Annotated in this window: 36 protein-coding genes; 25 read left to right on the top strand and 11 right to left on the bottom strand. The window is 52.2% G+C overall.

Annotated features, from left to right (window positions below; all coding sequences use genetic code 11):
* Positions 1-27: 27 nt before the first annotated feature.
* The 25 genes from HJY11_RS03530 to HJY11_RS03410 all read left to right on the top strand — a co-directional run bounded on the left by HJY11_RS03530 (position 28) and on the right by HJY11_RS03410 (position 14,522).
* Positions 28-873, top strand: coding sequence for a hypothetical protein (locus HJY11_RS03530; RefSeq protein WP_024729858.1), 846 nt, complete (start codon positions 28-30; stop codon positions 871-873).
* Positions 874-971: 98 nt separating this feature from the next.
* Positions 972-1,511 (top strand): sigma-70 family RNA polymerase sigma factor, encoded by a 540-nt coding sequence (locus tag HJY11_RS03525; RefSeq protein WP_208074649.1) that lies wholly within the window; start codon positions 972-974, stop codon positions 1,509-1,511.
* 38 nt (positions 1,512-1,549) lie between these two features.
* On the top strand, positions 1,550-1,798 hold the full coding sequence (locus tag HJY11_RS03520; RefSeq protein ID WP_009258032.1) for a hypothetical protein: 249 nt from the start codon (positions 1,550-1,552) through the stop codon (positions 1,796-1,798).
* A gap of 97 nt (positions 1,799-1,895) precedes the next feature.
* Positions 1,896-2,579, top strand: a complete 684-nt coding sequence (locus HJY11_RS03515) for a YkgJ family cysteine cluster protein (protein WP_208074648.1) — start codon at positions 1,896-1,898, stop codon at positions 2,577-2,579.
* A 181-nt stretch (positions 2,580-2,760) separates the two neighbouring features.
* Positions 2,761-3,201 carry a DUF7659 family protein gene (locus HJY11_RS03510; RefSeq protein WP_208074647.1) on the top strand — a complete coding sequence of 147 codons (441 nt, stop codon included), beginning with the start codon at positions 2,761-2,763 and terminating at the stop codon, positions 3,199-3,201.
* Between the two features lie 12 nt (positions 3,202-3,213).
* Complete coding sequence (locus HJY11_RS03505) at positions 3,214-3,669, top strand: hypothetical protein (RefSeq protein ID WP_208074646.1); 456 nt, start codon at positions 3,214-3,216, stop codon at positions 3,667-3,669.
* A 32-nt stretch (positions 3,670-3,701) separates the two neighbouring features.
* A complete protein-coding gene (locus HJY11_RS03500; RefSeq protein ID WP_208074645.1) occupies positions 3,702-4,472 on the top strand; it encodes a methyltransferase in 771 nt (256 codons plus the stop codon).
* 120 nt (positions 4,473-4,592) lie between these two features.
* Positions 4,593-5,198, top strand: a complete 606-nt coding sequence (locus HJY11_RS03495) for a DUF6809 family protein (RefSeq protein WP_208074644.1) — start codon at positions 4,593-4,595, stop codon at positions 5,196-5,198.
* Between the two features lie 30 nt (positions 5,199-5,228).
* Positions 5,229-5,585 carry a hypothetical protein gene (locus tag HJY11_RS03490; RefSeq protein ID WP_208074643.1) on the top strand — a complete coding sequence of 119 codons (357 nt, stop codon included), beginning with the start codon at positions 5,229-5,231 and terminating at the stop codon, positions 5,583-5,585.
* 43 nt (positions 5,586-5,628) lie between these two features.
* A complete protein-coding gene (locus HJY11_RS03485; RefSeq protein ID WP_208074642.1) occupies positions 5,629-6,309 on the top strand; it encodes a hypothetical protein in 681 nt (226 codons plus the stop codon).
* Positions 6,302-6,796, top strand: a complete 495-nt coding sequence (locus tag HJY11_RS03480; RefSeq protein ID WP_208074641.1) for an adenylosuccinate lyase — start codon at positions 6,302-6,304, stop codon at positions 6,794-6,796. The genes HJY11_RS03485 and HJY11_RS03480 overlap by 8 nt, the downstream gene beginning before the upstream one ends.
* A 37-nt stretch (positions 6,797-6,833) precedes the next feature.
* The gene (locus HJY11_RS03475) at positions 6,834-6,995 is read left to right on the top strand and encodes a hypothetical protein (RefSeq protein WP_208074640.1); all 162 of its coding nucleotides are present in this window, start codon (positions 6,834-6,836) and stop codon (positions 6,993-6,995) included.
* A gap of 64 nt (positions 6,996-7,059) precedes the next feature.
* Complete coding sequence (locus HJY11_RS03470) at positions 7,060-7,929, top strand: hypothetical protein (protein ID WP_208074639.1); 870 nt, start codon at positions 7,060-7,062, stop codon at positions 7,927-7,929.
* A gap of 26 nt (positions 7,930-7,955) precedes the next feature.
* Positions 7,956-8,504 carry a hypothetical protein gene (locus HJY11_RS03465; RefSeq protein ID WP_009258022.1) on the top strand — a complete coding sequence of 183 codons (549 nt, stop codon included), beginning with the start codon at positions 7,956-7,958 and terminating at the stop codon, positions 8,502-8,504.
* Between the two features lie 117 nt (positions 8,505-8,621).
* Positions 8,622-8,873, top strand: coding sequence for a type II toxin-antitoxin system RelB/DinJ family antitoxin (locus tag HJY11_RS03460; protein ID WP_009258021.1), 252 nt, complete (start codon positions 8,622-8,624; stop codon positions 8,871-8,873).
* Positions 8,870-9,259 carry a type II toxin-antitoxin system death-on-curing family toxin gene (locus HJY11_RS03455; RefSeq protein ID WP_009258020.1) on the top strand — a complete coding sequence of 130 codons (390 nt, stop codon included), beginning with the start codon at positions 8,870-8,872 and terminating at the stop codon, positions 9,257-9,259. The genes HJY11_RS03460 and HJY11_RS03455 overlap by 4 nt, the downstream gene beginning before the upstream one ends.
* Before the next feature lie 173 nt (positions 9,260-9,432).
* Positions 9,433-9,870 carry a hypothetical protein gene (locus HJY11_RS03450; protein ID WP_024729847.1) on the top strand — a complete coding sequence of 146 codons (438 nt, stop codon included), beginning with the start codon at positions 9,433-9,435 and terminating at the stop codon, positions 9,868-9,870.
* Positions 9,871-9,888: 18 nt separating this feature from the next.
* A complete protein-coding gene (locus HJY11_RS03445; RefSeq protein WP_191230093.1) occupies positions 9,889-10,128 on the top strand; it encodes a hypothetical protein in 240 nt (79 codons plus the stop codon).
* Entirely contained in the window at positions 10,125-10,496 is a 372-nt protein-coding gene (locus tag HJY11_RS03440) for a hypothetical protein (protein ID WP_024729845.1), read from the top strand. The genes HJY11_RS03445 and HJY11_RS03440 overlap by 4 nt, the downstream gene beginning before the upstream one ends.
* Positions 10,465-11,067, top strand: coding sequence for a hypothetical protein (locus tag HJY11_RS03435; protein WP_024729844.1), 603 nt, complete (start codon positions 10,465-10,467; stop codon positions 11,065-11,067). The genes HJY11_RS03440 and HJY11_RS03435 overlap by 32 nt, the downstream gene beginning before the upstream one ends.
* 17 nt (positions 11,068-11,084) lie before the next feature.
* Positions 11,085-11,357, top strand: a complete 273-nt coding sequence (locus HJY11_RS03430; protein ID WP_024729843.1) for a hypothetical protein — start codon at positions 11,085-11,087, stop codon at positions 11,355-11,357.
* A 56-nt stretch (positions 11,358-11,413) separates the two neighbouring features.
* Positions 11,414-12,547 (top strand): DUF4313 domain-containing protein, encoded by a 1,134-nt coding sequence (locus HJY11_RS03425; protein WP_024729842.1) that lies wholly within the window; start codon positions 11,414-11,416, stop codon positions 12,545-12,547.
* Positions 12,544-12,867, top strand: coding sequence for a hypothetical protein (locus HJY11_RS03420; protein WP_024738450.1), 324 nt, complete (start codon positions 12,544-12,546; stop codon positions 12,865-12,867). The genes HJY11_RS03425 and HJY11_RS03420 overlap by 4 nt, the downstream gene beginning before the upstream one ends.
* Before the next feature lie 153 nt (positions 12,868-13,020).
* On the top strand, positions 13,021-13,827 hold the full coding sequence (locus HJY11_RS03415; RefSeq protein ID WP_024729841.1) for a DUF4313 domain-containing protein: 807 nt from the start codon (positions 13,021-13,023) through the stop codon (positions 13,825-13,827).
* Entirely contained in the window at positions 13,824-14,522 is a 699-nt protein-coding gene (locus tag HJY11_RS03410; RefSeq protein WP_024729840.1) for a hypothetical protein, read from the top strand. The genes HJY11_RS03415 and HJY11_RS03410 overlap by 4 nt, the downstream gene beginning before the upstream one ends.
* 235 nt (positions 14,523-14,757) lie before the next feature.
* On the opposite strand, the gene HJY11_RS03405 is transcribed toward HJY11_RS03410, so the two are convergent.
* The 11 genes from HJY11_RS03405 to HJY11_RS03355 form a co-directional block, all read right to left on the bottom strand.
* Positions 14,758-14,940: a helix-turn-helix domain-containing protein gene (locus tag HJY11_RS03405; RefSeq protein WP_009258011.1), complete on the bottom strand. Its 183-nt coding sequence runs from the start codon at positions 14,938-14,940 to the stop codon at positions 14,758-14,760.
* Positions 14,930-15,343 carry a sigma-70 family RNA polymerase sigma factor gene (locus tag HJY11_RS03400; RefSeq protein ID WP_208074638.1) on the bottom strand — a complete coding sequence of 138 codons (414 nt, stop codon included), beginning with the start codon at positions 15,341-15,343 and terminating at the stop codon, positions 14,930-14,932. The genes HJY11_RS03405 and HJY11_RS03400 overlap by 11 nt, the downstream gene beginning before the upstream one ends.
* Positions 15,344-16,070: 727 nt before the next feature.
* Positions 16,071-16,367, bottom strand: coding sequence for a winged helix-turn-helix domain-containing protein (locus tag HJY11_RS03395; protein ID WP_024729837.1), 297 nt, complete (start codon positions 16,365-16,367; stop codon positions 16,071-16,073).
* Between the two features lie 18 nt (positions 16,368-16,385).
* Positions 16,386-16,754, bottom strand: coding sequence for a metal-dependent transcriptional regulator (locus tag HJY11_RS03390; protein ID WP_024729836.1), 369 nt, complete (start codon positions 16,752-16,754; stop codon positions 16,386-16,388).
* 307 nt (positions 16,755-17,061) lie between these two features.
* Positions 17,062-17,349 carry a DUF4491 family protein gene (locus HJY11_RS03385; RefSeq protein ID WP_081699213.1) on the bottom strand — a complete coding sequence of 96 codons (288 nt, stop codon included), beginning with the start codon at positions 17,347-17,349 and terminating at the stop codon, positions 17,062-17,064.
* A gap of 58 nt (positions 17,350-17,407) precedes the next feature.
* Positions 17,408-19,138: an ABC transporter ATP-binding protein gene (locus HJY11_RS03380; RefSeq protein ID WP_024729834.1), complete on the bottom strand. Its 1,731-nt coding sequence runs from the start codon at positions 19,136-19,138 to the stop codon at positions 17,408-17,410.
* A gap of 3 nt (positions 19,139-19,141) precedes the next feature.
* Positions 19,142-20,893 (bottom strand): ABC transporter ATP-binding protein, encoded by a 1,752-nt coding sequence (locus tag HJY11_RS03375; RefSeq protein WP_024729833.1) that lies wholly within the window; start codon positions 20,891-20,893, stop codon positions 19,142-19,144.
* Positions 20,894-20,953: 60 nt separating this feature from the next.
* On the bottom strand, positions 20,954-21,580 hold the full coding sequence (locus HJY11_RS03370) for a TetR/AcrR family transcriptional regulator (protein ID WP_024738452.1): 627 nt from the start codon (positions 21,578-21,580) through the stop codon (positions 20,954-20,956).
* A 200-nt stretch (positions 21,581-21,780) separates the two neighbouring features.
* Entirely contained in the window at positions 21,781-22,068 is a 288-nt protein-coding gene (locus HJY11_RS03365) for a winged helix-turn-helix domain-containing protein (RefSeq protein WP_034551876.1), read from the bottom strand.
* A gap of 27 nt (positions 22,069-22,095) precedes the next feature.
* Positions 22,096-22,494 (bottom strand): metal-dependent transcriptional regulator, encoded by a 399-nt coding sequence (locus HJY11_RS03360; protein WP_024729831.1) that lies wholly within the window; start codon positions 22,492-22,494, stop codon positions 22,096-22,098.
* Entirely contained in the window at positions 22,491-24,239 is a 1,749-nt protein-coding gene (locus tag HJY11_RS03355) for an ABC transporter ATP-binding protein (protein ID WP_208074637.1), read from the bottom strand. Before HJY11_RS03355 ends, HJY11_RS03360 begins: the two co-directional genes overlap by 4 nt.

The following is a 24,239-nucleotide window of genomic DNA, read 5'->3' as shown; positions in this document are numbered from 1 at the left end:
TCAAAAAATTAACAGGAGGAATGAACTATGTACGAACAGAACACTTCTATGGTGGCCGCAAACGAGCAGAACAAATTCTTGCTTCCGGCGATGGTGGAGGGCGACTTCAGCCGCGATGAGATCGCAGAAGATGCGGATGGGCTTCAGATGATGAGCTTCCAGCGGGTGAAGATTCCCGCCGGCGGCGCCCTGCAGTTTGAAGTTCCCACGGAAGATCCCGACAATCCGGATTATACCCGGACGCTGGAGGGCATCATCCTCTACAACCACTCTGCCTATACTCTGTGGCCGGAAGGCAGCGAGTATGACGAAGACACCAAACCGCTCTGCTCCTCTGTAGATGGCAAAACAGGGATCGGCGTACCGGGAGGTGCGTGTGCTACCTGCCCCATGAATGCGTATGGATCGGCCAAGGATGGCGGCCGCGGCAAGGCGTGCAAGAATATGAGGCATCTCTATCTGCTGCGCAGTGGTGAATATATGCCTCTGCTGGTCTCCCTGCCGCCCACCAGCATCAGGCCGTTCAAGGAGTTCCTGAACAGGGCTTTTGTCTATCGCCAGCGTGCCACCTATGGCAGTCTGGTCCAGATCGGCCTCAAGAAAGATAGCAACGGCAGCAATGATTACAGCGTTGCAACTTTCCGCCTTTTGCGTGATTTCCAGGGGGAAGAGCTGGCCCAGATCCGCGCCTATGCCAATGTCTTCAAGGGGCAAATCAAAACTATCAACATTCAGCGGGCGCTGATCAATGAGGAACAGCGGGCCAACGATTGCGACTATGAGATCCCGGAATCTGCCACTGCGGCCCCGGCCTCGGATGGAAGCTATGTGGTCGGCGAGATCAACGGCGACTATGAACAGTTGCCGGCGTAACTGTTTTTGTTGCGGCAATGCCGCATGATACATCATCAAGGGACACCTCCGGCGCAAGTCGGAGGTATCCCTTTTTTATTTAGAACGGAGGAAAATTTATGTTGTGTGAAGTACCGTTGACAAAGGAGCAGCAGGATTTTGCCGCTGAACACCATGGCCTGGTCTATAAATTTCTCAATGACAACCATCTTCCAGAGAATGAATTCTATGATGTAGTTATCTTTGGTTACTTAAAGGCTGTCCAAGACTATTTTTCAAGGGAAATGTTGCGACAATATTCTTTTTCGACGATTGCTTGGAAGATAATGTATCGCAATCTGTCGAACTATTATCTAAGTCAAACACGCCGCAAGCGTAATGCAGAAGTCATCAGCATTCATCTGGGCCTATACTCGGATGGCGTTCCGCTGGAAGAGCTGCTGCCGGGTCAGGACCGTCTCATGCAGGAATTTGAAATGCAGCAGATGCTCCATGATCTGGCTTCCCATGTTTCTGAACAACAGATGAAAATCGTCCGCATGAAGGGTTACGGCTATGGAATCAGGGAGATTTCCAGCCACGAAAAAATACCGATGAAACGCATCCAGGAACTTCTTGAGGAGGTCCATACTGTGTTTTTGAGGTTATGCCGCGAGTAACCCTCTATCTACCACAAACAGAATGGGGGTCGAAGTATATGACGAAATCAAAAAAATCTATTGTGATGCGCGGAGCACTTCTGCGTCCGCTGGTGATTGGACAGGGCGCACTTCTTCATGCAGGTGGTAAGATCTATCATACCTCCCGTGTGGTAGCCATCCACGATCAGTCGGATGATATGGTACGCTTTGAAACACTCAACTCCAATTACTGCCTCTCAATGGCCCCTTTTCCGCTGGCGGCCTGCAACCCGCTCCCGATGGTGAGTCTGGCCGCGTGCGCGTAAAGCGGTTGTAAGAAGATACCGGGACAACAGAGCTTGTCCTATATGTTTTGGGCCGTGACGGATTTTCCGCCACGGCCCTTTTTTTCGGAGGATTGTCATGGATAATCAAAAAACAATGGTAGTTTCAGTTCACGCCAAAGACTGTGTGGACTATCAGTGCCGCAGATGCGGTCAATGCTGCCGCCATATCAAAGATGCTGTGATGGTAGAGAGCCTGGACGCCTATCGGCTTGCAAAGTATCTGCGTACTCGTGAGCCCAACATCTGCACCATAGATGAGGTGCTGTCTCAATACTGTGAGCCTATGCCGCTGACCAACGATTGCTTTCCCATCTTCGTACTGAAAACCACGGGGACGGACGATTCCTGTATTTTTCTGAAGGGCGGGCTGTGCAGCATCTACGATGCACGCCCACGCACCTGCCGGCTCTATCCTTTTTCTGTAGGACCCGGCGAGCGAGGCCGTGATTTTGAATACTGCCTCTGCTTTGACCGCAATCAGCAGTATCATTTCAACGGCGGAAAGGTTTCCGTCAAAGACTGGTTTTATCGCAATTTCCCCAGAGCGGAGAAAGAGTATTTGAAACAGGAATATGCCGCTATCACGGAAATTGGTAAGCGGATGCGCTCGATCTCTCCGGAACTATGCAAACAGATGACCTTCCAAGTGCTGTTTTACCGATATTATAACTTCGATTTGGATCAGCCGTTCCTTGAGCAATACGCGCAGAACACCCGCCTGCTGTTAGAAAAGCTTCGGCAATTCGAGGTGGAAAGGTAGGGTGCTGTGATGATGTATGCCTTGGAGCACCTGACCCGTCAAGGGCCAGGGCCTCAGTGGAAGCAATATGCTGTTTGTGCGAATAAAGACCTTTTAGAACGGATTTGCCGCAGTCAGCCCCGCCCGGATGAATGGCGTGTCAGGCTGTCTGTACAGCGGATGAAAAAGGAGGCCGCATAGTATGAAAAACCACTATCAGGAGTTACGGGATCGCCAGCAGGAAGAGGTCAACGCCTTTCCCATGTTTTTTGCGTTCGATCAACGGCAGTTCGCAGAGGGAATGCGCCGGCTCGGCCTGCGCCCTTCCGACATGAATCAGGTGTATGCTATCGCTGGCACCGGTGGATTTTACCGCAAAAGCGATGCGCCGAAGCTGCATGAAATGTTTGCCCGGCACCGCAAGGAGCTTGAGGAGGCCATTGCCGCTGATAAAGCTGGAGACAATTTCATTTATGAAATGTTCCTGACTGAACTTTCCAACCACGAATACGGCTATACTGGCGATGTTCAAGACACGCTTGATGCCCTGGGTATCACTCCCCAATACATGGAGGCCATGCCTCAGCTGAAAGCTGGTTTGGACTTGGCCTGCCAAAAAGTAATGCAGAATGACTGTTTTTAAGGAGGCCATGTGATGGAGCAGCAACACTATTTCCCACCGCTTCATGGCGCTGTGGATTGTGAAAAATGCGAGGTGCGGGATTGCTGGTGCCGGGGAAAATTCCAACGGAATCGGCGCGATATGCCCCACACATCTGGAAGGTGCCCCAGGCTGCCTGACCTCTGCGGTTTTGTAGAAAAGGAAGAACGCGAGCTGTATAAAGCGACTTTTATGCTCGTTCATGCAGAGTATGGCGTCGGCGGTCTGCATTTGACGCTCACGATTCCCGGTCACAAGAGAAATCGGAAGATCTACCAGACCAAAAGCGGGTACTGGTACTGCAACCTGACCAGCGAGAAGGGGTGTCCAGAACGGCAGGTGTTGAATTTGGAGGGCTACCAGTCCAAAGAAGATATTCTGCGGCACATGAAAAGCCTTCGGACCGACTACTGCATTCTTCGCTGCAGTATGGAAGGTTTCACTGTCTAAACTGTACCAAACCACATAAATGGAGGATACCCATGAGTAAGCTGACCAAAAGAGAAATTCAGCTCCACGATCAGGCGGTTTGTCTCCTGCAGAAAGAACACCTTTCCCACAAAGATAAGCTTTTTATCTTTGAAAATTTCCGGGAAGACGCGGAGCACATCAATAGCAAGTCTGGTGCATTTTTTACTCCTTTTGGACTTGCCAACGATTTTACTCTCCAGATTCCGTGCCTATACGGAAAGACGATCAGAATTATCGACCTGTGTGCTGGAATCGGCGTACTGAGCTATGCGGCACAGCTGGAATGCAGTGACCGCAGCCGCTGCTATGCCGATATTACCTGTGTAGAACTGAATCCGCACTATGTTGAGGTTGGTAAAAAAGTTGTGCCAGAGGCCACATGGATATGCGCGGATGTTCTTGATCCCTTTCTGCCTGACCTCTTGGGCCAATTTGACTTCGCGATTGCAAATCCGCCGTTTGGCCGAATTGCAAACAATTACCGCAAAAGCTACATGAGCGGCGAATTTGAATACATGGTAATAGAGGCGGCCTCCCGTATTGCAAAGGAAGGTGCGTTCATAATACCGCAAATGAGCGCGCCATTCGTATATAGCGGAACGGAAGACCATCGCTGGCTTCAGGAAGGGCGTGCCAGAACATTTGAAAAAAGGACTGGGATTTTATTGGAGTTTAACCAAGGGATCGACACGGCCTACTATAAAAATGACTGGCATTGCACCGCGCCAATATGCGAAATCGTATGTTGTGACTTTGCAGGGACAGATACCTCTGCCGCCTAAAGGAGCAGGCGGTTTGTCCTCATGAACAACCAAGAAGCCGGTCCCTGTTCTGGGGCCTCACATAAACCGCTACAGGCCCGAAGGCACTGGCGGTTTTTCTCTATATGGAGGTGACGAATTTTGAATTTGCACGAAACAGAATATGGCCGCAGATTTTTTAATTCCCAGCTGCCCAGTCTCATCAAGGCTCTGGAGCGAATCGCCGAAAACCTGTCTGCTCCCAAGCAGTCCTTATCAGCCGATTTTGTCGCTGATCCGGATTTCCTTCATGACCTCTACTATGGAGATTATGAGCCGAGCGTGTTCAAAACACAAAGCGAGTACCAGAAGCAGCTTAACCATAATGCTTCAATGGCGGAGGAACTCCTGCGCCAGAAAATGGGCAATTCCCCGGAAGCCATGGCCGCCTTTGAAGCGTACCAGCTTGCCGCCGGTGAGTGCAGCAGCATTGTGGCCGAGCAGGCTTTTGAGTCCGGTTTTCAGACCGCAGTACAAATGCTGGTAGCCGGGCTTATACCGCCTGAAAACAAATTTGCCGCTGAAGTTCCCCTTACCACGCAAGAGCTCCGGAAGATGGACGGGGAACAAGTATTTTGTCTTGATATGAATGAGGAAGTCAGGGTTGTGGCCCGCAAAAAAGGATTCATTCAAGTCACCAACGACAAAGAGATCCATCGCATAACAGGCTTGACCTTATACCGGCATCGGCCAAGTTGGTGCCAATAAAATTTTAAGAAATGCAATGGAGGACACAATATGAAGCTTTCTGAAGACGAAGCAAAGAGATTTCTTGAGCGTCTTTGCCCTCTGCAGGAGACGGAACAGCAGCTTCTCTGCCCGCGGTGCGGCCGCAACGAATTATACTCCGGGCTGTATTTTTTCCTGAACAGTTTGAGCAGATACGCTCATGTATATATCTGCGAAAAGTGCTGGATGGATGAGGCTCTGCGGGAAATAGACGGCAATCCAGTTCCCCTGACCAGTTGGAACGCAGTTCTTCCTTTTGTTTTGAGAGGCGAGATTCCTCCATCGGATAGCCCCTACCAAGACACCAATGCGTCTGCTGGCCCCGCGCAAACCGGAGAGATTCACAATAGCGTTCAGACTGTGTAAAGCAAAGTCTGACCGTTGTGAAAATTATGAGGCACTGAAAACTATGAAATATGAAGACTATCATCTACCCAGCGGAGTAGACCTTTCTTCCATCACCTATGAGGATATTCGCTGGCAATACGGCGTATTCCGCTGTAACAGCACGGGCTCCGGCCGGTATAAAAAGCGTTTTCCGTGGGACGGTGTAAAAACCAATCTTGGGGAGATTGAAGAAAAGGACTGGTGCAGGCTGGCGGAGGCTGTCATCGAACGCGATGGGGAGGCACATCTGCTAAAGCATCTGATCCAATGGTGCAGCGAACACAATTATATCGGGGCATCAGCCGCTGAACTGCGAAAAGAAGCCCTTCAGCTACACATTGACCGGGTTTTCGACAATCCGCAATGGGGCGGCTACCTTCCTTTCAATAAGAGATACCGTCCAGAAGTCTGGCGAGCCGCTCATATCGTATATGTGCGGAACGAATGCTGCCATAAGATTTCCCCCGTTACACAAGAGCAGATCGACCATGCGTACAACGGGACAATCCCCTGCCCACACTGCGGAAGATGGAGTGAATTCATCGTTTTGGGAATCCGGCTTCAGCCGGAGCCACTGGTTCCCTGCTTGAGTTGTGATTGTCATGATCCTGATATGGGCTGTACCATGCCCAGCATTGATAAGAGTTACGCCTGCCCTTTGGTAAGCTGTGATGATGAGCAAACGGAGGTGCTGGATGAGTAGGTATCTGAAACCGCGGGACCATGGTTATTTGATGGAGGCGGCAGCCTGTACAAAGGTGCTGGAAGATCTGCGCCGCATAGAAGCAAAATATGCCCGGACGGTGGAGAAAGAAGGCGCTGTCCGGCAGGCTGAATTTGAGAAAGTGATGCAATACCACAGCGAGCGGGAACTCCAGGATGACTTCGGATGGGGTTTCATCACCGAGGCTCAATACGACCGGTACCGGCTTCTTTTTCAGCAGGGGCAGGCTGCCATGGAGCAGCTGCCGCCGACAAAGAGCGAACTGGCTCTGCGCCTGGTGCGCCGCATCATGGCGGATATTGACGCAGATCGCCGGGAGTGGGAGTTTTCTGCACTCTCCCCGGAAGATCAGCAAGCGGAACGGGCACGGGCCGAGCAGTCGCAGAAAGAGTGGAAGCGAAAAATCGCGGAGCTGAAACGGAAGCGCGGTATCATCGAGGCCAGCGAGGACATGGAGGAAGGGTGATCACCATTTCGCGTACAGTCTATCAAGGAGGATATGGATGATGGAAATCTTCAAAAGCCAAAAGCCTGCAGTTTGCGGTACTGCCAAGCGGCCCATCCGCCGTTGGCTGCTGCCGCCTAAAAAGCAGCAGGCATATCGCTTTTATTCCACCGCTCATTTTCATGTTTACGAGCGGTGCCGTCATTTTCGACGCGGATAATAAAGGCACATTTATTGATGAATCAAGGGGACTTGCTTTTTCCCCATCAAGGGAGGAATGGACTATGATTTATAAGAAACCGGGTGAGAAATTCTCACATGAGAACATCACCTACACAGTAGGCAGCCGCGTCCTCGCCAATGAAGCGAGTGAGTACAGCGGGCTCTTCGGGCGCATCCTTCAAATTCGCACAGATGATGACCGGGAAACTGAAAATGATACGCCGGACATCTATTGTGAATTTGACCCGCCGTGCCTTTCCGCTGCCCGCCGCGCACTGGAGCAGACTTTTTCTGAACTCTATGGTGCGCCAAAGCGTGTGGAGGATTTAGGGCTGGAACTGGTCATCATGGCGCCTGAAATGTTGACGCCTCTGGCCGTTCCCGAGCAGGCGTATCCCCAAGGTATGCTTTATGTCGTCGTCTCGCACTGGGCCACTGACGGGGAATTTGGCTCTTATGAGGCTCCGTTCACTAATTTAATGGATGCCCAGCGGCAATTTCATGACGATCTGAAAAACGAACTGGAGAGCGGCTGCGTTGAGAAATGGCGTGAAAAGAGTCAGTTTGCAGAGGAAGAAACCGCAGAAAGCTATGAGTGCTATCTGGATGGGGAATACTGCGAAAACCACTTTTACCTCTCCATTGAAAAACGGCCTCTGCCGCTGGCTCCTGAATTTATACGCACCGTGGCGGCAGTCTATGAAGATGAGTGCGCACGGGAGGATTTTCTTGATAAAGCTCAAGCTTTGCCGGAGTATCTGGCTCTGACAGAAGATCAGAAAAAACAACTGCTGCACAATGCGGACATCAAAGGGCGCATCAGCCACTACCTGGATCTCTGCGATACCTATTGGGAGTGTTACTGGGATGCAGTATCCAAGGCCGCACAGGATATTTTACAGGATGATCAGCAGGCATCCCCACAAAAGTAATTTCTATTGTGAAATGGAGGAAAACTATGGACGAAAAAGAATTACGCAAGGCACTTGAAATTCATTTGGATACCCTTCGGAGAAATCTGGAAGTCGTATCGCTGGAAGTGCTGAAAACAAAGTACCAAAAACCTTATGAAGAACTGCGGGGGCAAATCTGCAAAGCGGCCACCGAATACACCCGTCATGTAGCTCTATGTGATATTCGTATCCGGCGCAGCCTGTTTGACGAGGCCAAAACCTACATTGATGCAGCAATTCAGCAAACACAGTGCCTGAAAAAGATTTCCGAGGCTGCTTTTCAGCGGCAGGATATGGACGAAATTGCAGCCCTGGCCCATACCTTACGAGAGGAAATTGAAAAATCTCTTCACTATTTCTATCTCGATCACATGTGCCTGCTCGTTACCCGCGAGTGCATCGACGATCCCAATAAGGTCCCGGAGATTTACAACAAGGCAACTTCTTGTGTTTGGCGCGATGGTGCGTGGCTGTTAATGGAAGATACCGAAACGGCCATTTTACTTTCCGCTCCCATCATCAACGAGCTGCCTCCTGCAGAAGCTGCCGCATAGATGATACAGCACTCCCTCAAAGACGATTGGTTCCCGTGGCCTTCTTCAATTAAGCATCCTACTCGTTGCATTTGCACATGATATGTAGTATAATTGTAGTGCAAGGAGGTCGATTATATGGATACCAATATGACATTTAGAATAGATAGTCAGGTCAAAGCGCAAATGGCCGCCATCTGCGAGCAGCTGGGCATATCCACATCCACCGCATTCAACATTTTTGCAAATGCCTTTGTCCGCAATAATGGAATGCCGTTTCCCTTAACTCTTAACACACCATCTGCAGAAATTTCAAGGGAGCAGATGTTGGCGGATACCGATGCGGTTTTAAGTTCTTTCGCTGACGACTATAAGAGGATGGCGGAATGATTTGGGTGACGGTTGAAGATGTTATCGCCGTCCATAGCAGGATCATCAAAGCTTCAGGTGGGTTGGACGGTATTCGGGACCGAAATAGTCTGGAAGCCGCAGTCAATGCTCCGTTGCAAACCTTTGCCGGTTTTGATCTTTTTGAAACGGACCTTGCGAAAATAGCCAGAATAGGGTTTGGACTGGCCTCCAATCATGCCTTTCTTGATGGTAACAAACGGATTGGCGCAATGATGACGCAGTTGCTGCTGAAATGGAACGGCTATGTTCTTGAACTGAAGCCCGGCGAACTTGCGGATATGTTTATCTCTATTGCAAATGGCAGTGCGGGAGAACACGAGCTGCAAGCATGGATCATTCAGCACCTAAAAGATTTTTCTGATTGATCTGCCAGTATTGTATCATTGATACTTTCAATGTTGCTCCACAGAAATAAAACTCTACACTTTTTCTTATTTGACAAATGCCTTGCTATTTGGCAAGGGACACTATCACAAAGGGATCGACAAACAGCGCATTTGCTGTTTGCCGGTCCCTTGTTTTTTAGGAGGATTTTTTGATGAAACTAAAACATCCCACGCATGATCCGAAACCCATGGACGCCCTCTCCTACTACCTGCAAGTGCAGCGGGAGTATGCCCTCGCTCGTGAAGGGTATCTCAGGATTGATGAAGCCGATGATACTTACAATGACTTAAACCGCAAAATAATTGATGCCTACCGTGAACGCTATGGTACCGCCTATTTAGGCCGTATCAACTACAGTGGGAACCAGAGACAGCGGATTGCTGATGGTACTGAAAGCGTCTTTGAAGCCTATACCGGGCAGCCGCTCTATAACTTTTGCTGTGATTTCTGTGTATCAGCTCCAGACCGTACACTGGAAGAATTGATTCGGCACTGGAATAATGCGGATATTCCCTTATCTGAAAAGAAAGTTGATACCATCATGGAGCGTATTCAGGCATTATGCGGCCAGACTTTCATCTGGTATTAACAGAAAGGGCGGTAACCGATGAACTATATCGTCTATGGGAAGAAAATTGGAGACCGCTGTTATGGCGCTATAAATTTGCATGAAGGGAAAGTTGGAGTCGGCCTGGTTTATGCTACGCTGATCCCAGATTGTGACCGCGCCAAGATGTATGCTGACAAGCTGGCTGAGATGGTGCCCGGTTTTATCTTCCAAGTTCGCGGCGCCGGCACTCGCAAGGTCTACTATGAAAGGGCCGGCAAGCCGGAGGAATCGGTATGAGCGCCGGGGAGCCTTCTTTTCTTCTCTGGCTCCGGGAGGTCGTTCAGCCGCAAGCAGACCCCCGTTCCGGGAATGCCGCGGCGCTGGATGATTTCTCGCCGGATGGAATGCGGGAATATTGCTATCCCAAGGAGTTTACGGTGTCCGGCGACGCCTATATGTGGTCGGTTTCAATCGCCCACACAAAGGGGCGGTATCTCTGCACCCACTACGAAATTTGGTTTTTCGGGCCAGCGTTTGGCTCCGGCCAGAGAATCGCCACCGGCAGCCCTACCAAAGCCAAAATACGGCGCGGTCTAAGAAAAATCTATGATTATTACTACGGAGGAAACTCGAATGAAAACGATCCAGCTCACTTTTCTGTTTGAAGACACAGGCTTCTGCAAGGATGTGTTCCAATCTGTAAACCAGCCCTATTACTACTGCAACCGTGATACGGTTGATGGCACATGGTACACTTCTACCCCGGATGATTATCAAAATGATTGCCGCATCCGAAAGGATGTTATCATCGAGATCATCTCGGATGGGCAGGTGATCGCTCTGGATGGAAACGGGGACTTCGAGGGAAAAAAGCCATTCATCCCCTTCTATACCTTTAGGGAACAACTGGCACAAGCGTTCTTGAATAAACACCCGGGGGTCCACAGTTATGAAGATATGAAACAAAAGCTTCTGTTCCTGCCGGGCGGGGAGCCTTACTCTGACCCGAGCAGCTGTCAGGATAACTGGATTTTTGCCCTTGATTTTGGGAATGAAACCGAACAGGTTCTGGAATCTGCCGACTGGATGGGCCGAGAGTATCACATTCTTGCCGTCCAGTACACGCACAAACCCACTGGCTTTGTATTTACAAATTATCGTTTTCGGGCGGCTGTTCTCCCACCGAGGGCTTCCAGCCATGACCTTTTGCTTTACGATTGGCAGGAAGGCCGCTGAAGGAGGGAGGTTAGTTTATGGGAATGTTGCTCATCCGAGAATTGAATGTCAACGGCTGCGGCGATTTTGCCGATGTGCTGGTCCAAACTGACCAGCCGGTAACGCCAGAGCAGATGAAAGAGCTGCACCACGATCTGACACGCCTTAACAACGAACAGGAGTGCCCAGATACGGATGATGTGGTGGAAGAAGCCGTGAAAAACACTTTAGGCGAGACGGCCCGGTGTATCGGCTATGCCCTTCTGGAATATGGAGGGGGCGGCCACCCCTGCGATGAAAAATCCCGTTGACTGCCTTTGTCGAAGCATCGGCAAGCATTTACATCAAATCCAAAAGGAGAATCACTATGAATATATTGCATGATAAATCTTCTGTCAAAAGTTTCAGCGCAAAATGGATTGACCGGGGTTATGCCCGGGAAGATGTCCATTCGCTCAGACTCCAATATGTCTACACCCCGGAGCAGCGGGAGGCAAACCGTCAGATTTGCGATGCCGGCCCTGATGAGGCGCACCGCAGGATCAAACAGGCAGCTGAGTCAAAAAACGCTGTGATGGCCTCTGTTATGGCGGCCATTGCCAGGGAGTTTATCTGCTATCAGTATGAAGCTGAAGATCCGGCGCCTTACGGAAGTTCCCGTTGGGAACTGTTTTTCTGGTGCAACGACTTCAGCAATACGCTTCACGGCTATGGATTGTCTGGGCGGGATTACTCCTATTTCACACTGTCCTTCAACTCTGCCCAAACAGTGGAACAGCGGGTAGCAGTCTGCGGGCGCGTCCTGCAGTTTTTAGAAACCCGCTTTCATTCAAACCCTAATCTTGAGGTTGCGGTGCAGTACACCACATGGTACGACAAAGGAAAGATCAAAGCGGACGCCAAAAAGGTGCAACATCTTCTGGATGGCCGCCAGTACACCTATGGCACCAAGGAAGGCAAATTTGTTGTGGAGAATGGTCAGCTTCTCTTCCACCCCAAGTATGCCAAAAAATATAACTACCGTGTGGACGATTCTGATATTCTCGCTATATGCTGGGAACTGGATCTGACACCAAACATCAGTACAGCTCCGGCCCAAAGGCCAATGCCGGCCATGGGTAGGCAAGGGCCTATTACCTTCCCTTATGAAAAGTACGGCTCCACACATCCCATCCAGCTAAAGGTATCCGCCTATATGGACGGCAACCTGGCGATTGCCATGCACACATGGGAAAATGGCTATGCGGAGCCCTGGGCCTCTCTGACGGTCAATCTGGACGGGGAACGGGGGAAAGACTGCGCGTTCATCGATACCAATGGTGACGCCGATTTCCCGGTCTGGCTGATCCGCCACGGATTGGCTATCCCTACCGGGGCAACGCAGCGCAGTGGTTACTGTGAGTATCCAGAGTACCGCTTCCGGGCAGACCGCCTGCGTGAACTGGACCCGGAGGGGTACGCTGAATATCTATCATTGCAGGAAGGGAGGCGCAGCGCATGAAATACAAAAAAATCTATGAAGTTCTGGAACAGCGCCGTTCTAGCAGTCCCGACTTCCGCTATTCCGATTATAGCGGGTGGCGTTCCTACTATCGTTCCTATATGGATCGCCAGCGTCCACTTTGGATTGTAGCCGAAGACCCGTCCGCTGGCAGACGACTCTGGATTACTCAGGAGCGTTCTCAGTTGAGCATCACGGTAGGACCAATGGATCATGAGAGGCGAAATCACGGCCATGCTCATACCATTTCCTGTAGAAATCAAGCGGATATGTGTGCCACACTGTACAAGCTCTTTGAAAGCGCGGCGGGTGCCGCCTAATGTACGAATGACCCGAAATCTTTAAGATTCCAATAGGGCCGTCAAAGGCATCACCTCTTCCCCGCTCTCATACTGCGGGGACAGGCGCACAGTTTTATAACCATGACCAGGGGGCTGTCCTTGCAGTCCCCTGGTCTAGTTCACGGAGAGATTATGAAACCAATACCATTTAAAATGAAAGGAACCGAATATGCACTAACTGTTAAAATCGCCACCTATCCAGAAGGTAATCTTGCCATCAAACTCTATCAAGAGAGCTTCGGCCAGCTGGTCTTCTGGGACAGTCTGACCGTCAATCTGGGCGGCTTACGCGCCAAAGATTGCGGCTTTATCAACACCAAAACCACCGGCAAGCGGTATCATGCCTGGATCAAGCGCAACGGTTTAGGCGAGCGCACCGGGCAAGTACGGCTGGAAGACGGAACAGAATATGTGGAATACATCTTCAACACTCAAAAACTGAAAAAACTGGATCTGGACGGGTACACCTACTATTCCCGCCGGTTGAACGGCGAGCTTGGCAGACGGTATATGCGGTTGTATATCGCCCTGCGCCGGCTGGCAAAACACATACCAGGATTTCATTACACCGATTACAGCGGCTGGCGCCGTTTAGAGGGTTCCTCTGATACGCTTCCACTATGGATTGAGGCGGAAGACCCAGCTCATCACCGGCATTTCACCTTTGAGCATCACGGAATCTCGCTGCGTACCATCATCACCGACTGCGATACCCAGACTGTGAAGAACAGCCTATATCTCCGCCGTGAGGACATGGCTGCTGAATTGCTGGCATTGTTCCAGGAAGAGCTTCCAGTCTACCAGCCCTGGTCAAAGGAGCGGCACTGGAAAAGCGACACAAGACATGATCCATCCCTTGCTCAAACATTTCAAGAAACTACCAATATTCGTCAAAAGGCAATGAAAAGAAAAACCGGAAGAAGGAGTAAAAAATTATGAAAATCAAATTATACCCCAAAGAATTACTGGAAGCCGCTTGGAAGCAAGACAAAAAGCTTTATGCTCATGGCGATGCAGCGGCCCCTCCCAAATGCCTGCGGTGTGGCGCTCCTCTGGCAGCCCACCTGATGGTCAACGCCCTCAGTCGATACGCGGATGTGCAGATCTGTGAAGCCTGCGGCATGGATGAGGCCCTTCGGGATGCCGCCCATACGCCCCTGCTCCTCGTGGAATGGGATGCCGTCAAGTCTGGACACCTGAAGAAAAAAGCGGAAAAGTCCATCTGTTATCTGGTGCAGAACTGCACTTTTTCAGAAGTGTTCAAGCACACCTACAAGCCTCCAATGCAGCTCATCGAACGCCCCGTCAGCGAACTTGCTTATTCCCGTTCGGATTACGATGGATACCGCTGGTGGACAACCTGGCACAATGAGAGCGGCAAAAAGACGCCGCCAGAGTTGGTAAAAGAAATCGATGAGTTTCAAAATGCCCTATTCAAGTTGCCGGCCTTTAAGACGCTGGAGACCATGAAACGCTTCTGCCGATATGCCGAGACTACCAGTGATCCGACTGAATTTAACCTCTATTCTGAAACGGCACATTTGTACATCCGGATTCGGCTGATCACTCGGTTTCGGGATTACAACGCCTATATCTACTACTATGATAAGGCTGCCGCTGGAGAAGAGCAATGAAATTACAATAGGTATGGTCAGAGCTCCTTTTCGCAGCAATAAAAAATCGTAGTAGGGTAGGTTTTACCGCAGTGTGGCCCCAACCGCAAAGTTGGGGTCCATAGGTTATATCGAAATAAGCGCACAGCAGCATCCAACTACTGCTGTGCGCTTGTTTTTTTCCTCTTAGTACATCCTGTTTGAATCCACGGGAAAGGCCCCGAGATCAAAAGGTCTCGGAGCCTTTCTCATAAATTCAAATTCGGAACAGTTTGATGGCTCGCATCAATGTAATGCACTGCTCCTGGTATAGATCCTCATCCAGCCGGCCGTCAATTACAGAATATTTGAGCAGTAAGGGCCGATACATATTCAAAATATCGGTAATTGACTCCAGATCACCTTCTTTTGCCTGAAACAACAGTTGTTCAAATATCATGTTTTTCCACCCCCTCAATACTTTTTCTCAACTTTTGAACAGCACGGTAATAGACTGCGGCTGCGCCTTTATAAGTCAGGCCCAGTCTTACACCAATCAAGTCAAAAGGGCAGTTGTCCAAAACATGCGACAGGAACACATACCGCTCGCGTTCATTCAACCGCTTGAGTGCATAGAAGAGCGCATTACTTTCGATCACATCCCATAGAGGAAGGTGCTCTGTAACCTCTTGTTCCAAAGTCTGTCCTGTGGTATAGGTTGTATCGGTCAGTATTTCACTGTTGCTGTATTGGTTGAGTGTGTTCAGGTAATCGCGCCGTGTGCGTTTTACTGCCTGGATTAAGTGACCTGTAAATCTGATTTGCAGTTCTTCCTCTATTTGTCCATTATTTCGATACCGCATGGTCTTGTCCTCCAAATCGTTCAAGAATTTTTGGGAATCTTGAACATTTGGAGGGGATCGGCACCGAACTAATGGGCGTCTTCGTGTTCTATATAAAACAACGCAGCCGACCACACACCACAAAGGTGAGCAATCGGCTGTGTGATACACATAAAGAAGTCCGTCACGACTTCCGACGCCCGCAGGAGGAGGCTTGTCGCTTGTCTTGTGATGTTCCCGCCCTGTCCTCCGAAAAGGGCGGCAGAAGAACCATATTCGATAGTAAACTGTGTGTCGAAATGTAAGCAGATGGGCGACGAACCTTTTTATGTGCATGGTTTTCAAACTTTCCATGCGCATTTGGCTCCTTGCCATCTGAACCGCACTTTGCACACGAACCTGCATTGCCCATTAGAGCGGGCAGCAGGTCTGCCAATGATCCAGGTTCAGTAATTTGATTTTTTTGTAGAATTTTGTCGGGAATTAAAAGAAAAGGCGGCCTCATTCATTTAAGAATAAGACCGCCTAACGCAACTTGAAATTCCCTCTGCTATTTCGATTTTTAGTTTTCATACACATTCCTCCCGTTTTCGAAAGTTGCCTATATGGTTAGAATTTATCTCCATTGTATTCGGTAAATCTGACCAAATTCTGACTGAGTTTTCACTTTTTCCATTTTAATTCCAATTTTCAACACGGCAAAAGGGAGCAACCTTCATTGATCAACAAAGGCCGCTCCCTTTTACTTCTACTTCTCAAAGCGATAACCGTATCCGTGTACCGTTTGAATCGCATTGATATTTAGTTTTTTCCGTATCTTGTAGATCCGGCTGGTAACGCTTTCAAGGCCAGAGGCAAAATCATTGGGCATTGCATACTGGTAAAGCTGCTCCCGGGTAAAAGTCCAGCCGGGGTGTAAGGCCAGATAATATAAAATATTGAACTCCATTGTAGTTAACTCCACAACTTGTTCATTTACATAGACCCTGCGTTGGTTTGGATCAATACGCAAATTCCCATATTGCAGTACAGCTACCCCCGTCAACAGCTTCACCTCCCGCGACTATTTCTTTTTGTCCATACTTTGCTTTAGATGCCGAAAGCTATTCTCGCTAATCACATGCTCCATGCAGCAGGCCTCCTGTTCCGCTGTTTTTGGATCGACACCCGCCTCCGTCAACAAGCGGGTAAAGAAGCAGTGTTTCTCATAGGTCTGCTCGGCTACCTCACGGCCCACATCAGTCAGGCGGAGAAAGAAGTCCTCGTCTATGGTGAGGAAACCGCCCTTTTTTAAGGTTGCTACTGCGTGGCATACACTGGGTTTAGACACCCCCATGTGCCGGGCCACATCCACGGAGCGCACCATGCCTTTCTCTTTCTGGAGCATCAATATAGCTTCCAAGTAGTCCTCGCCGGACTGGTGCAACGACAAACAAATCTGCCCCCTTTCCTTTGGAAACACATCCTTTGACAAGGAGCCGGTCTTAGCAGGCCGGCTCCTTGTCTCATATTCTGCTAGTCCATCACTCCGCCGGCTGGATCAGCCGCACATCAAAGAACATGGGCGTGCTGGAAAAATCATAGCCTGCGATTTTGTCAGTGTTGTAGACGATCATATCCTTGACAAACAGCAGGGGCAGATCCAATACATTGTCGTTGTCGAAGTTCAGCAGTTCATCGAAAATCTCCTGAACCCTGGCACTGTCATCCGTAGTCTGGAACTCCTCGGCGCTCCTGTGTTAAGTTCGCTTGGGATTTTTGGGAAACCATCCCCGCTCTACCCGCCGTGCCTGTTCTTTCAGTTCCCGGATGCTCCAAAGAAAAGCCACGCCCACAAGTCCCAAAAGAATAGAGAGCAGCCCATGTGCAAACAGCGCCAAACCCAGGCAGATCAGCCCGCACAGGAGAAACAGCGGCCAAATCTTTTGAGAAAAGTGGTATTCACACCAGATTACCAGCGGATGAAAGGCTCCAATCACCAGCAGAGAGGCCGCTCCGACTGCGATCCCCTCAAAATTCAATTCCATAGAAGTCCCTCCCCAGCCCATGATACAACGGAGTCCGGCAGGCAGATAAGCCGCCGCATCAAGCCTCCAGCTTCCAACTGTTGGCCTTGGCCCGGACATGAACAAAGTCGGCATACAGGCCCGGTTGGGCGATCAGTTCCTCATGAGTTCCCCGCTGGACAATGTGCCCGCCATTGAGGACCAGGATCTGGTCGGCATTGCGCACCGTTTTCAGCCGGTGGGCGATCAGGATCAGGGTTTTCCCCTTTGTCAGAGAGGAGATCGCGGCCTGGAGTTCCGCTTCGTTCTCCGGGTCTACGCTGGCCGTGGCCTCGTCCAGAATTACGATGGGCGCATCCTTGAGCATGGCCCGGGCGATGGAGATACGCTGCTTCTCACCCCCGGAGAGAGAACCGCCGCCCTCTCCCAATACCGTGTCGTAGCCATCCGGCAGGGCCATGATAAAATCGTGGCAGCAGGCGGCCTTGGCCGCGGCCACCACCTGCTCATGGGTGGCGTCCGGGCGGCCGAACTTGATGTTGTTCTCCACGGTATCGTTGAAAAGATACACCGACTGGAACACCATGGAGATGTTCTTCATCAGGCTGTCCAGCTTGTACTCCCGCACATCATGGCCGCCCACGGTGATCCTTCCGCCCTGGACATCCCAGAAGCGGGCGATAAGATTGCACAGAGTGGTCTTGCCGCCGCCGGAGGGACCTACCACGGCGGTGGTGCTGCCGGCGGGGACTGTAAGGCTCACATGATCCAGAATGGTCCGTTCCCCATAGGAAAAAGAGACATCCTCAAACCGGACAGAGGCATCCTCCGGGCGGAGCTCCGCCCCGTCAATGTCCATCACCGGCGTATCGTCGATGGAATTGGCCTTATCCATAGAGGCGCCCAGCATCTGGAGATTGTCTGCCATATTGCCGGCGCTCTCCAGCTCCGCGTAAAGCATGAAAGAGGCAACAAGCATCAGCAGGCACCGGGTCAGAGGCAGGCTCCCGCTGGAATAGAGCACCAGGGCGCACACAGCCAGCGCCACGGCGAACACCCGCACCGTAATCTGCCGCAGGCCCATCCAGGGGGCTACGGAGTGTTCCAGCCCCAGGGCCTTTTCACAGCTTTCATCCACGGTTTTCTGCACAGCCTGGCCGCTGTCCTTATCCAGGCCGTAAGCCTTTACCACACTCATGCCCTGGATGTACTCCAGCACTGCCTCCACCAGCTTCATCTGGGCGTGCTGGCGGGCAGGCCCTGTCTTGAGCAGAGACCGCTGGCTCAGTTCCGCAACCAGCAGATAGGCAAGAATCCCCCCGATAGCCAGCAGGCCGAGCCGCCAATCTACAAGCAGGATTGCCAGACTCATGGCCAGAGTGTTGAGGAACCCGCCGATGACGCTGACCAGGCATCGGGCGGCGTTATTCTCCACATCTCCCAGTGTGGTGGTGACTACGGCGGTAATGTTGCCCAAGGAGTTGTCATTGAAGTAGCCCATGGGGATGTAGCGCAGCCGGTCTCCGATATGGACCCGTTTTTCCGCCACCATGAAGTAGCCCGTCTCTGTCTCCGCATTGGTGGACCAGTAGGAGCAGGCGGTCCGTCCCGCCACAGAGACCAGCATGACGCCGATCACCGGCCATATGCTCAAGTTCGCGCCGGCCACCAGGATCTCCAGGGTCAGCATCAGGGCCCAGAACTGGAAGGCGGTGAACACAGCCCCCAGGAAAGCCACGAGCATGGATTTTTTCAAAAGCCCCCTGCGGCTGCCCGCAAAGGCGGAAATTTTCCGAAGTACACTGAACATCTCTTATTCCTCCTCTCCGTCCCGGACGCCCAGATAGGACTGCCACATTTGCCGGTACAGCGGGCAGGAGGCCAGCAGCTCCTCCTGCTTCCCCTGGGCGGCGATCCGGCCATCTTCCACCACAACAATGTTGTCCGCGCCGGCCACCGTGCCCAGCCGGTGGGCAATGACGATCAGCGTCTTGCCCTCCGTCAGCCGGGAGATAGCCTGCTGAATGACCGCCTCATTCTCCGGGTCGATGCTGGCGGTGGCCTCGTCGAGAATGACGATAGGGGCATCCTTCAGCATGGCGCGGGCAATGGAAATGCGCTGCTTTTCGCCGCCGGAAAGGTGGCCGCCGCCCCCGCCGCAAATGGTGTCGTAGCCCTGATCCAGTTGGCGGATGAAATCATCGCACCCGGCAACCTTGGCTACCGCCTCGACTTCCGCATCGGTGGCGTTCAGGCGGCCCATGCGGATGTTGTCCTGCACCGTGCGGTCAAAGAGGTAGTTGTCCTGAGATACATAGGCAATCTGGCGGTTGAGCTGCTCCAGCGGGATCTTCCGCAGATCCACACCGCCCAAGGCGACAGAGCCGCCCGTCACATCCCAGAAACCGGCGATGAGCTTGGCGATGGTGCTCTTGCCGGAGCCGGAAGGGCCCACCAGAGCGGTGACCGTCCCCGGCCGGATGTCCAGACTTACATCGTGGAGCACTTCACCGTCCTCCTGCTTGTAGGCAAAGGACACATGATCCAGCCGGATACCCAGCCCATTCAGCTTCGTCTCTGCCGCGGGGCGCTCCAGCTCCGGAGCCTCCAGAATGGCGGAAATCTCACCCACATTGGTACCCACCACCGCCAATTCGTCCACAAAGGTCATGGCTGATACCAGAGGACCGGTAAGCCCCAGGGACAGCACGACGATGGTGAGGAATACGGCGGTGCTCAGGCTTCCGCTGCCCCACATCAGCAGTCCCACCGGCAGGACGGGCAGCAGCACCGAGGGGATGACCGCCTGCATGACCGCCATATACTTCTGATTGTCCGCCATCCAGTCCACATAGTATTGGGCGTTCTCGGTCACGGCATCGGAGTACCGCTTATAAGACCCGGCGGACTGGCTGAACGCTTTGACCACCTGGATGCCGCCCACATACTCCACGATGGCATTTGCCATACGGCGGCCCACCTCCACGGCGCCCTGCCATCGGGCAGCGTAAGTCTTGCCACTCTGGGAGGCTACTGCGAACCCAATCACCGTGGTCACCAGGGAGGCGAGCCCCATTCGCCAATCCAGGACGAAGATATAGACCGCGATGCTCACTGGCACCAGCAAATTGGAGGTCATCTCCGGCAGCAGATGGGCCAGAGTGGGCTCCATCCCTTCCACCCGGTCAACAATGGTGGTCTTGTACTGGCCGGAGGGCGTGTCCAGGATCGTCCCCATGGGCACCCGGCTCAGTTTGGAGAGCAGATTTTGCCGCACACGCCGCAGCGTGTGATAGGTGGCCGTGTGGGACAGGCTGGTAGACCATGTGGAAAACAGCGCCTTTCCCGCATAGCCTGCCAGGGCCAGACCGCACCAGGGCAGGCACTCCACAAGGCCGCCTCCTTCCAGCAGCAGCCCAATCATAGCAGCCACGCAGAAGTATGGCGCCATACCGCAGGCCACCCCCAGCACCGCCAGGGCTACCGAAGCATAAAATCCGCCGTGCTCACCACTTGCCCAACCCCACAGCACAGCAAAGGGTGAGGGCGCTTTCTTGTTATCCATAGCTTAAAACCCCTTTCTTATGGTTAGTAACTGCTAACTTAAAATCAAAAGGAAAACCCTTTATTCAAAGGGTATTCCAAGGAGACGGAACCAGCCCGCGGAGTAAAAATTCCGCAGGTCATCCATATAAACCATCGCTTTTTCCCGCGGCATATCATGGCGGATTGTTTCAAACATGCCGTTGAAAAGTGCGGTGGACATGATGTGGATCAGCTCATCATCCAGACGGCGAATGGGATAGCCAGCTTCCACCATTCGATCCACCAGAAGCCGTCCAGAGTGATCCTCAATTTCCGCCAGGGTATCCAGGTAATGCTCGTACTTTGTCCCGGAGGAACAGCAGGCGATGAGCTTGAATGCGTCAAAGTGGTCGTAGAGAAAGTCCATCATCCAGGAGGCTTCCTTGTCCGGTACCTCCGGGAGCTTTTGAAGCTGCTCCTCCAAACTCCTGCCGGCAAAGGTCTGCTGAAGGGTCCGATAACGCTCTACCAGCTCTTGGGCTGGCTCTCTCACCAATCCGTCAAACAGTGCCTCCTTGTCCGTATAGTAGCGGTAAATCGCTCCAGTTGTTACTCCAAGAGAGGCTGCTATACTTTTTAAGGATGCCCCCCGGAAGCCGTTCTCCATAAACTCGCGCTTCCCGGCTTCCAGCAGATCCTTCCGCAGCTTTTCGTTTACAGGACGCATTTCGTTCACCTCTTTTCGATAATCATATTATCCAATAATGATATTATCTTAAATCAAACGATTGTATTTGTCAAGCCACAATTATAACGGCTGAACCGTATGCGGGTCGGTGTATTCTATTCATTAAACAAAAAACGCAGCTGCCTTGGTTGGCAGCTGCGTTTTTATTAAGTATATGCTATTACAATCACCAGTGTCTCTTACTTCTCAAAGCGATAACCGTATCCGTGTACCGTTTGAATCCCATTGATATTTAGTTTTTTCCGTATCTTGTAGATCCGGCTGGTGACGCTTTCGAGGCCGGAAGCAAAGTCGTCAGACATTGCATATCGGTAAAGCTGCTCCCGGGTAAAAGTCCAGCCGGGGTGTAAAGCCAGATAATATAGAATATTGAACTCCATCGTGGTCAATTCCACAACTTGTTCATTTACATAGACCCTGCGTTCATTTGGGTCAATACGCAAATTCCCGTATTGCAGCACGGCCATCCCTGTCACCAGCCTCACCTCCTGCGGCTATTTCTTTTTGTCCATACTCTGCTTCAGATGCCGAAAACTGTTCTCGCTGATCATATGCTCCATGCGGCAGGCGTCCTGTTCTGCTGTCTTTGGATCGACACCTGCCTCCGTCAACAAGCGGGTAAAGAAGCAGTGTTTTTCATAGGTCTGTTCGGCTACCTCCCTGCCCACATCGGTCAGGCGGAGGAAGAAGTCCCCGTCCATGGTGAGGAAGCCCCCTTCTTTTAGGGTAGCTACCGCGTGACACACGCTGGGCTTGGAGACTCCCATGTGCCGGGCCACATCCACGGAGCGTACCATGCCCTTTTCCTTTTGGAGTACCAGCACGGCCTCCAGATAGTCTTCGCCAGAGGCATGAAGTGATGTGCCGTGTTGCCGTTTCACTCTTTTCTTCACGCCAATCTCCAGCCCTCGGCCTGTTCCCGAATCTCAATAAACCGCCGGTACAAGCCGCCCTGGGCCATCAGTTCCGCATGGGTACCCCGCTGGGCGATACGGCCATCCTCCACCACCAGAATCTGATCCGCGTGCTGGATGGTAGCCAGCCGGTGGGCGATGGTGAGGATGGTTTTCCCCTTTGTCAAAGCGGACAGAGCCTGTTGGATCAGGTGTTCATTCTCCGGGTCTACACTGGCGGTCGCTTCATCAAGGATGACGATAGGGGCGTCCTTCAAAATGGCCCGGGCGATGGAGATGCGCTGCTTCTCCCCGCCGGAAAGGGTGGAGCCGCCCTCTCCAATCACGGTGCCATAGCCGTTCGGCAGGGCCGAGATGAAGTCATGGCAGCAGGCAGCTTTGGCGGCGGCCACCACCTGCTCGTGGGTGGCATCGGGGCAGCCGAATTTGATATTGTTCTCTACACTGTCCTGGAAGAGATACACATTTTGAAAGACCATGGAGATGTTTTTCAGCAGGCTTTCGCAGGTAAATTCTTTCACATCGTGGCCGCCCACTGACACGGAGCCGCGGTCCGCGTCATAGAAGCGGGCCACCAGATTGCATATCGTGCTCTTGCCGGAGCCAGACGGCCCCACAATGGCGGTAGTGGTCCCCTGGGGCGCGGTAAAGGTCACATCGTGGAGTACCTCGCGGCTCCCATACCCGAAGGATACATGGGAGAGGGACACATCGAACCGCTCCGGCGTGACCTCTTTCCCGCCCTTGTCAATGAAATCCGTATGTTCCAGTTCCTCCAGCCGGTCCAGCACCGAATCTGTCACCGACAGGATGTGGGCCGCGTCATTGATGGCCTTCACACTGCCGAAAATGGTGAAGGAGAACAGGGCGATCATCAGGAAATACGGGAGCGGTAAAGCGCCTGCCAAAGCCTGCTGGCCCGCGGCGAGCACCAGCCCCACGGACGCCGCCCGCAGAGCGAACAGATGCAGGCAGTTCCAGGGGACGAAACCAAATTCGTTTTTGATTCGGATGGCCTTATTGTCCCGGCAGGCGTCCCGGAACCGCTGAACGGAAACCCCGTCCTGTCCAAAGGATTTCACTACCGGCAGACCGTGGATGTATTCGACAGCCGCGCCGGACAATGCCTCCTGAGCCCGGTGGCTCACAGGAGCGGTGCGGGCGCTCTGACGGCCAATGCCCCGCAGCGCAAAGGCGGACACCAGCACACCGATCAGCGCCACCAGCGCGGCGGGCGGGCAGAAAATCGCCACGCACAGCAGGATCACGGCTACCTGAATATAACCGTTTACCACCGCGTCCACCATTTTCATACTCTGGAGTTCCAGTGTACTCAACTCCGTGGTGAGCGCCGCCAAAATGTCCCCCAGATTGTTTTTGGCAAAGTACCCAAGGGACACCCGTTTCAGCACATCTCCCAGTTCCATCCGCTGCTCTGCCGCCCGTTCCGTTCCGATGCTCTCCTGGAGCCGGTTTTTCCAATAGGTGAAGAAAAACCGCAGCAGGATCAGAACGACGATGCCAGATAAGCACAGCCATGGGAGAGAGCCGGAAAGCTCATTCTCTCCCCAGGCGTTCCCGATCATCCGCCCCAGGGCCCAGGCCGCCAGCATCACCGGCCCCGCGGTACACCATGTTGCAAAAAACGAGCACACAAAGCCCAGAATCATTCGCTTTCGATAGTTCTTTGCCCATCCCATAATGCGTCCTACGCTGTGAAACAT

Origin of the sequence: Bittarella massiliensis (ex Durand et al. 2017) (genome assembly GCF_017566145.1) — a bacterium.
Taxonomy (GTDB): Bacteria; Bacillota; Clostridia; order Oscillospirales; family Ruminococcaceae; genus Bittarella; species Bittarella massiliensis_A.
Note: the sequence above shows the minus strand (reverse complement) of the source record. Positions and strands in the feature narration are given on the sequence as shown.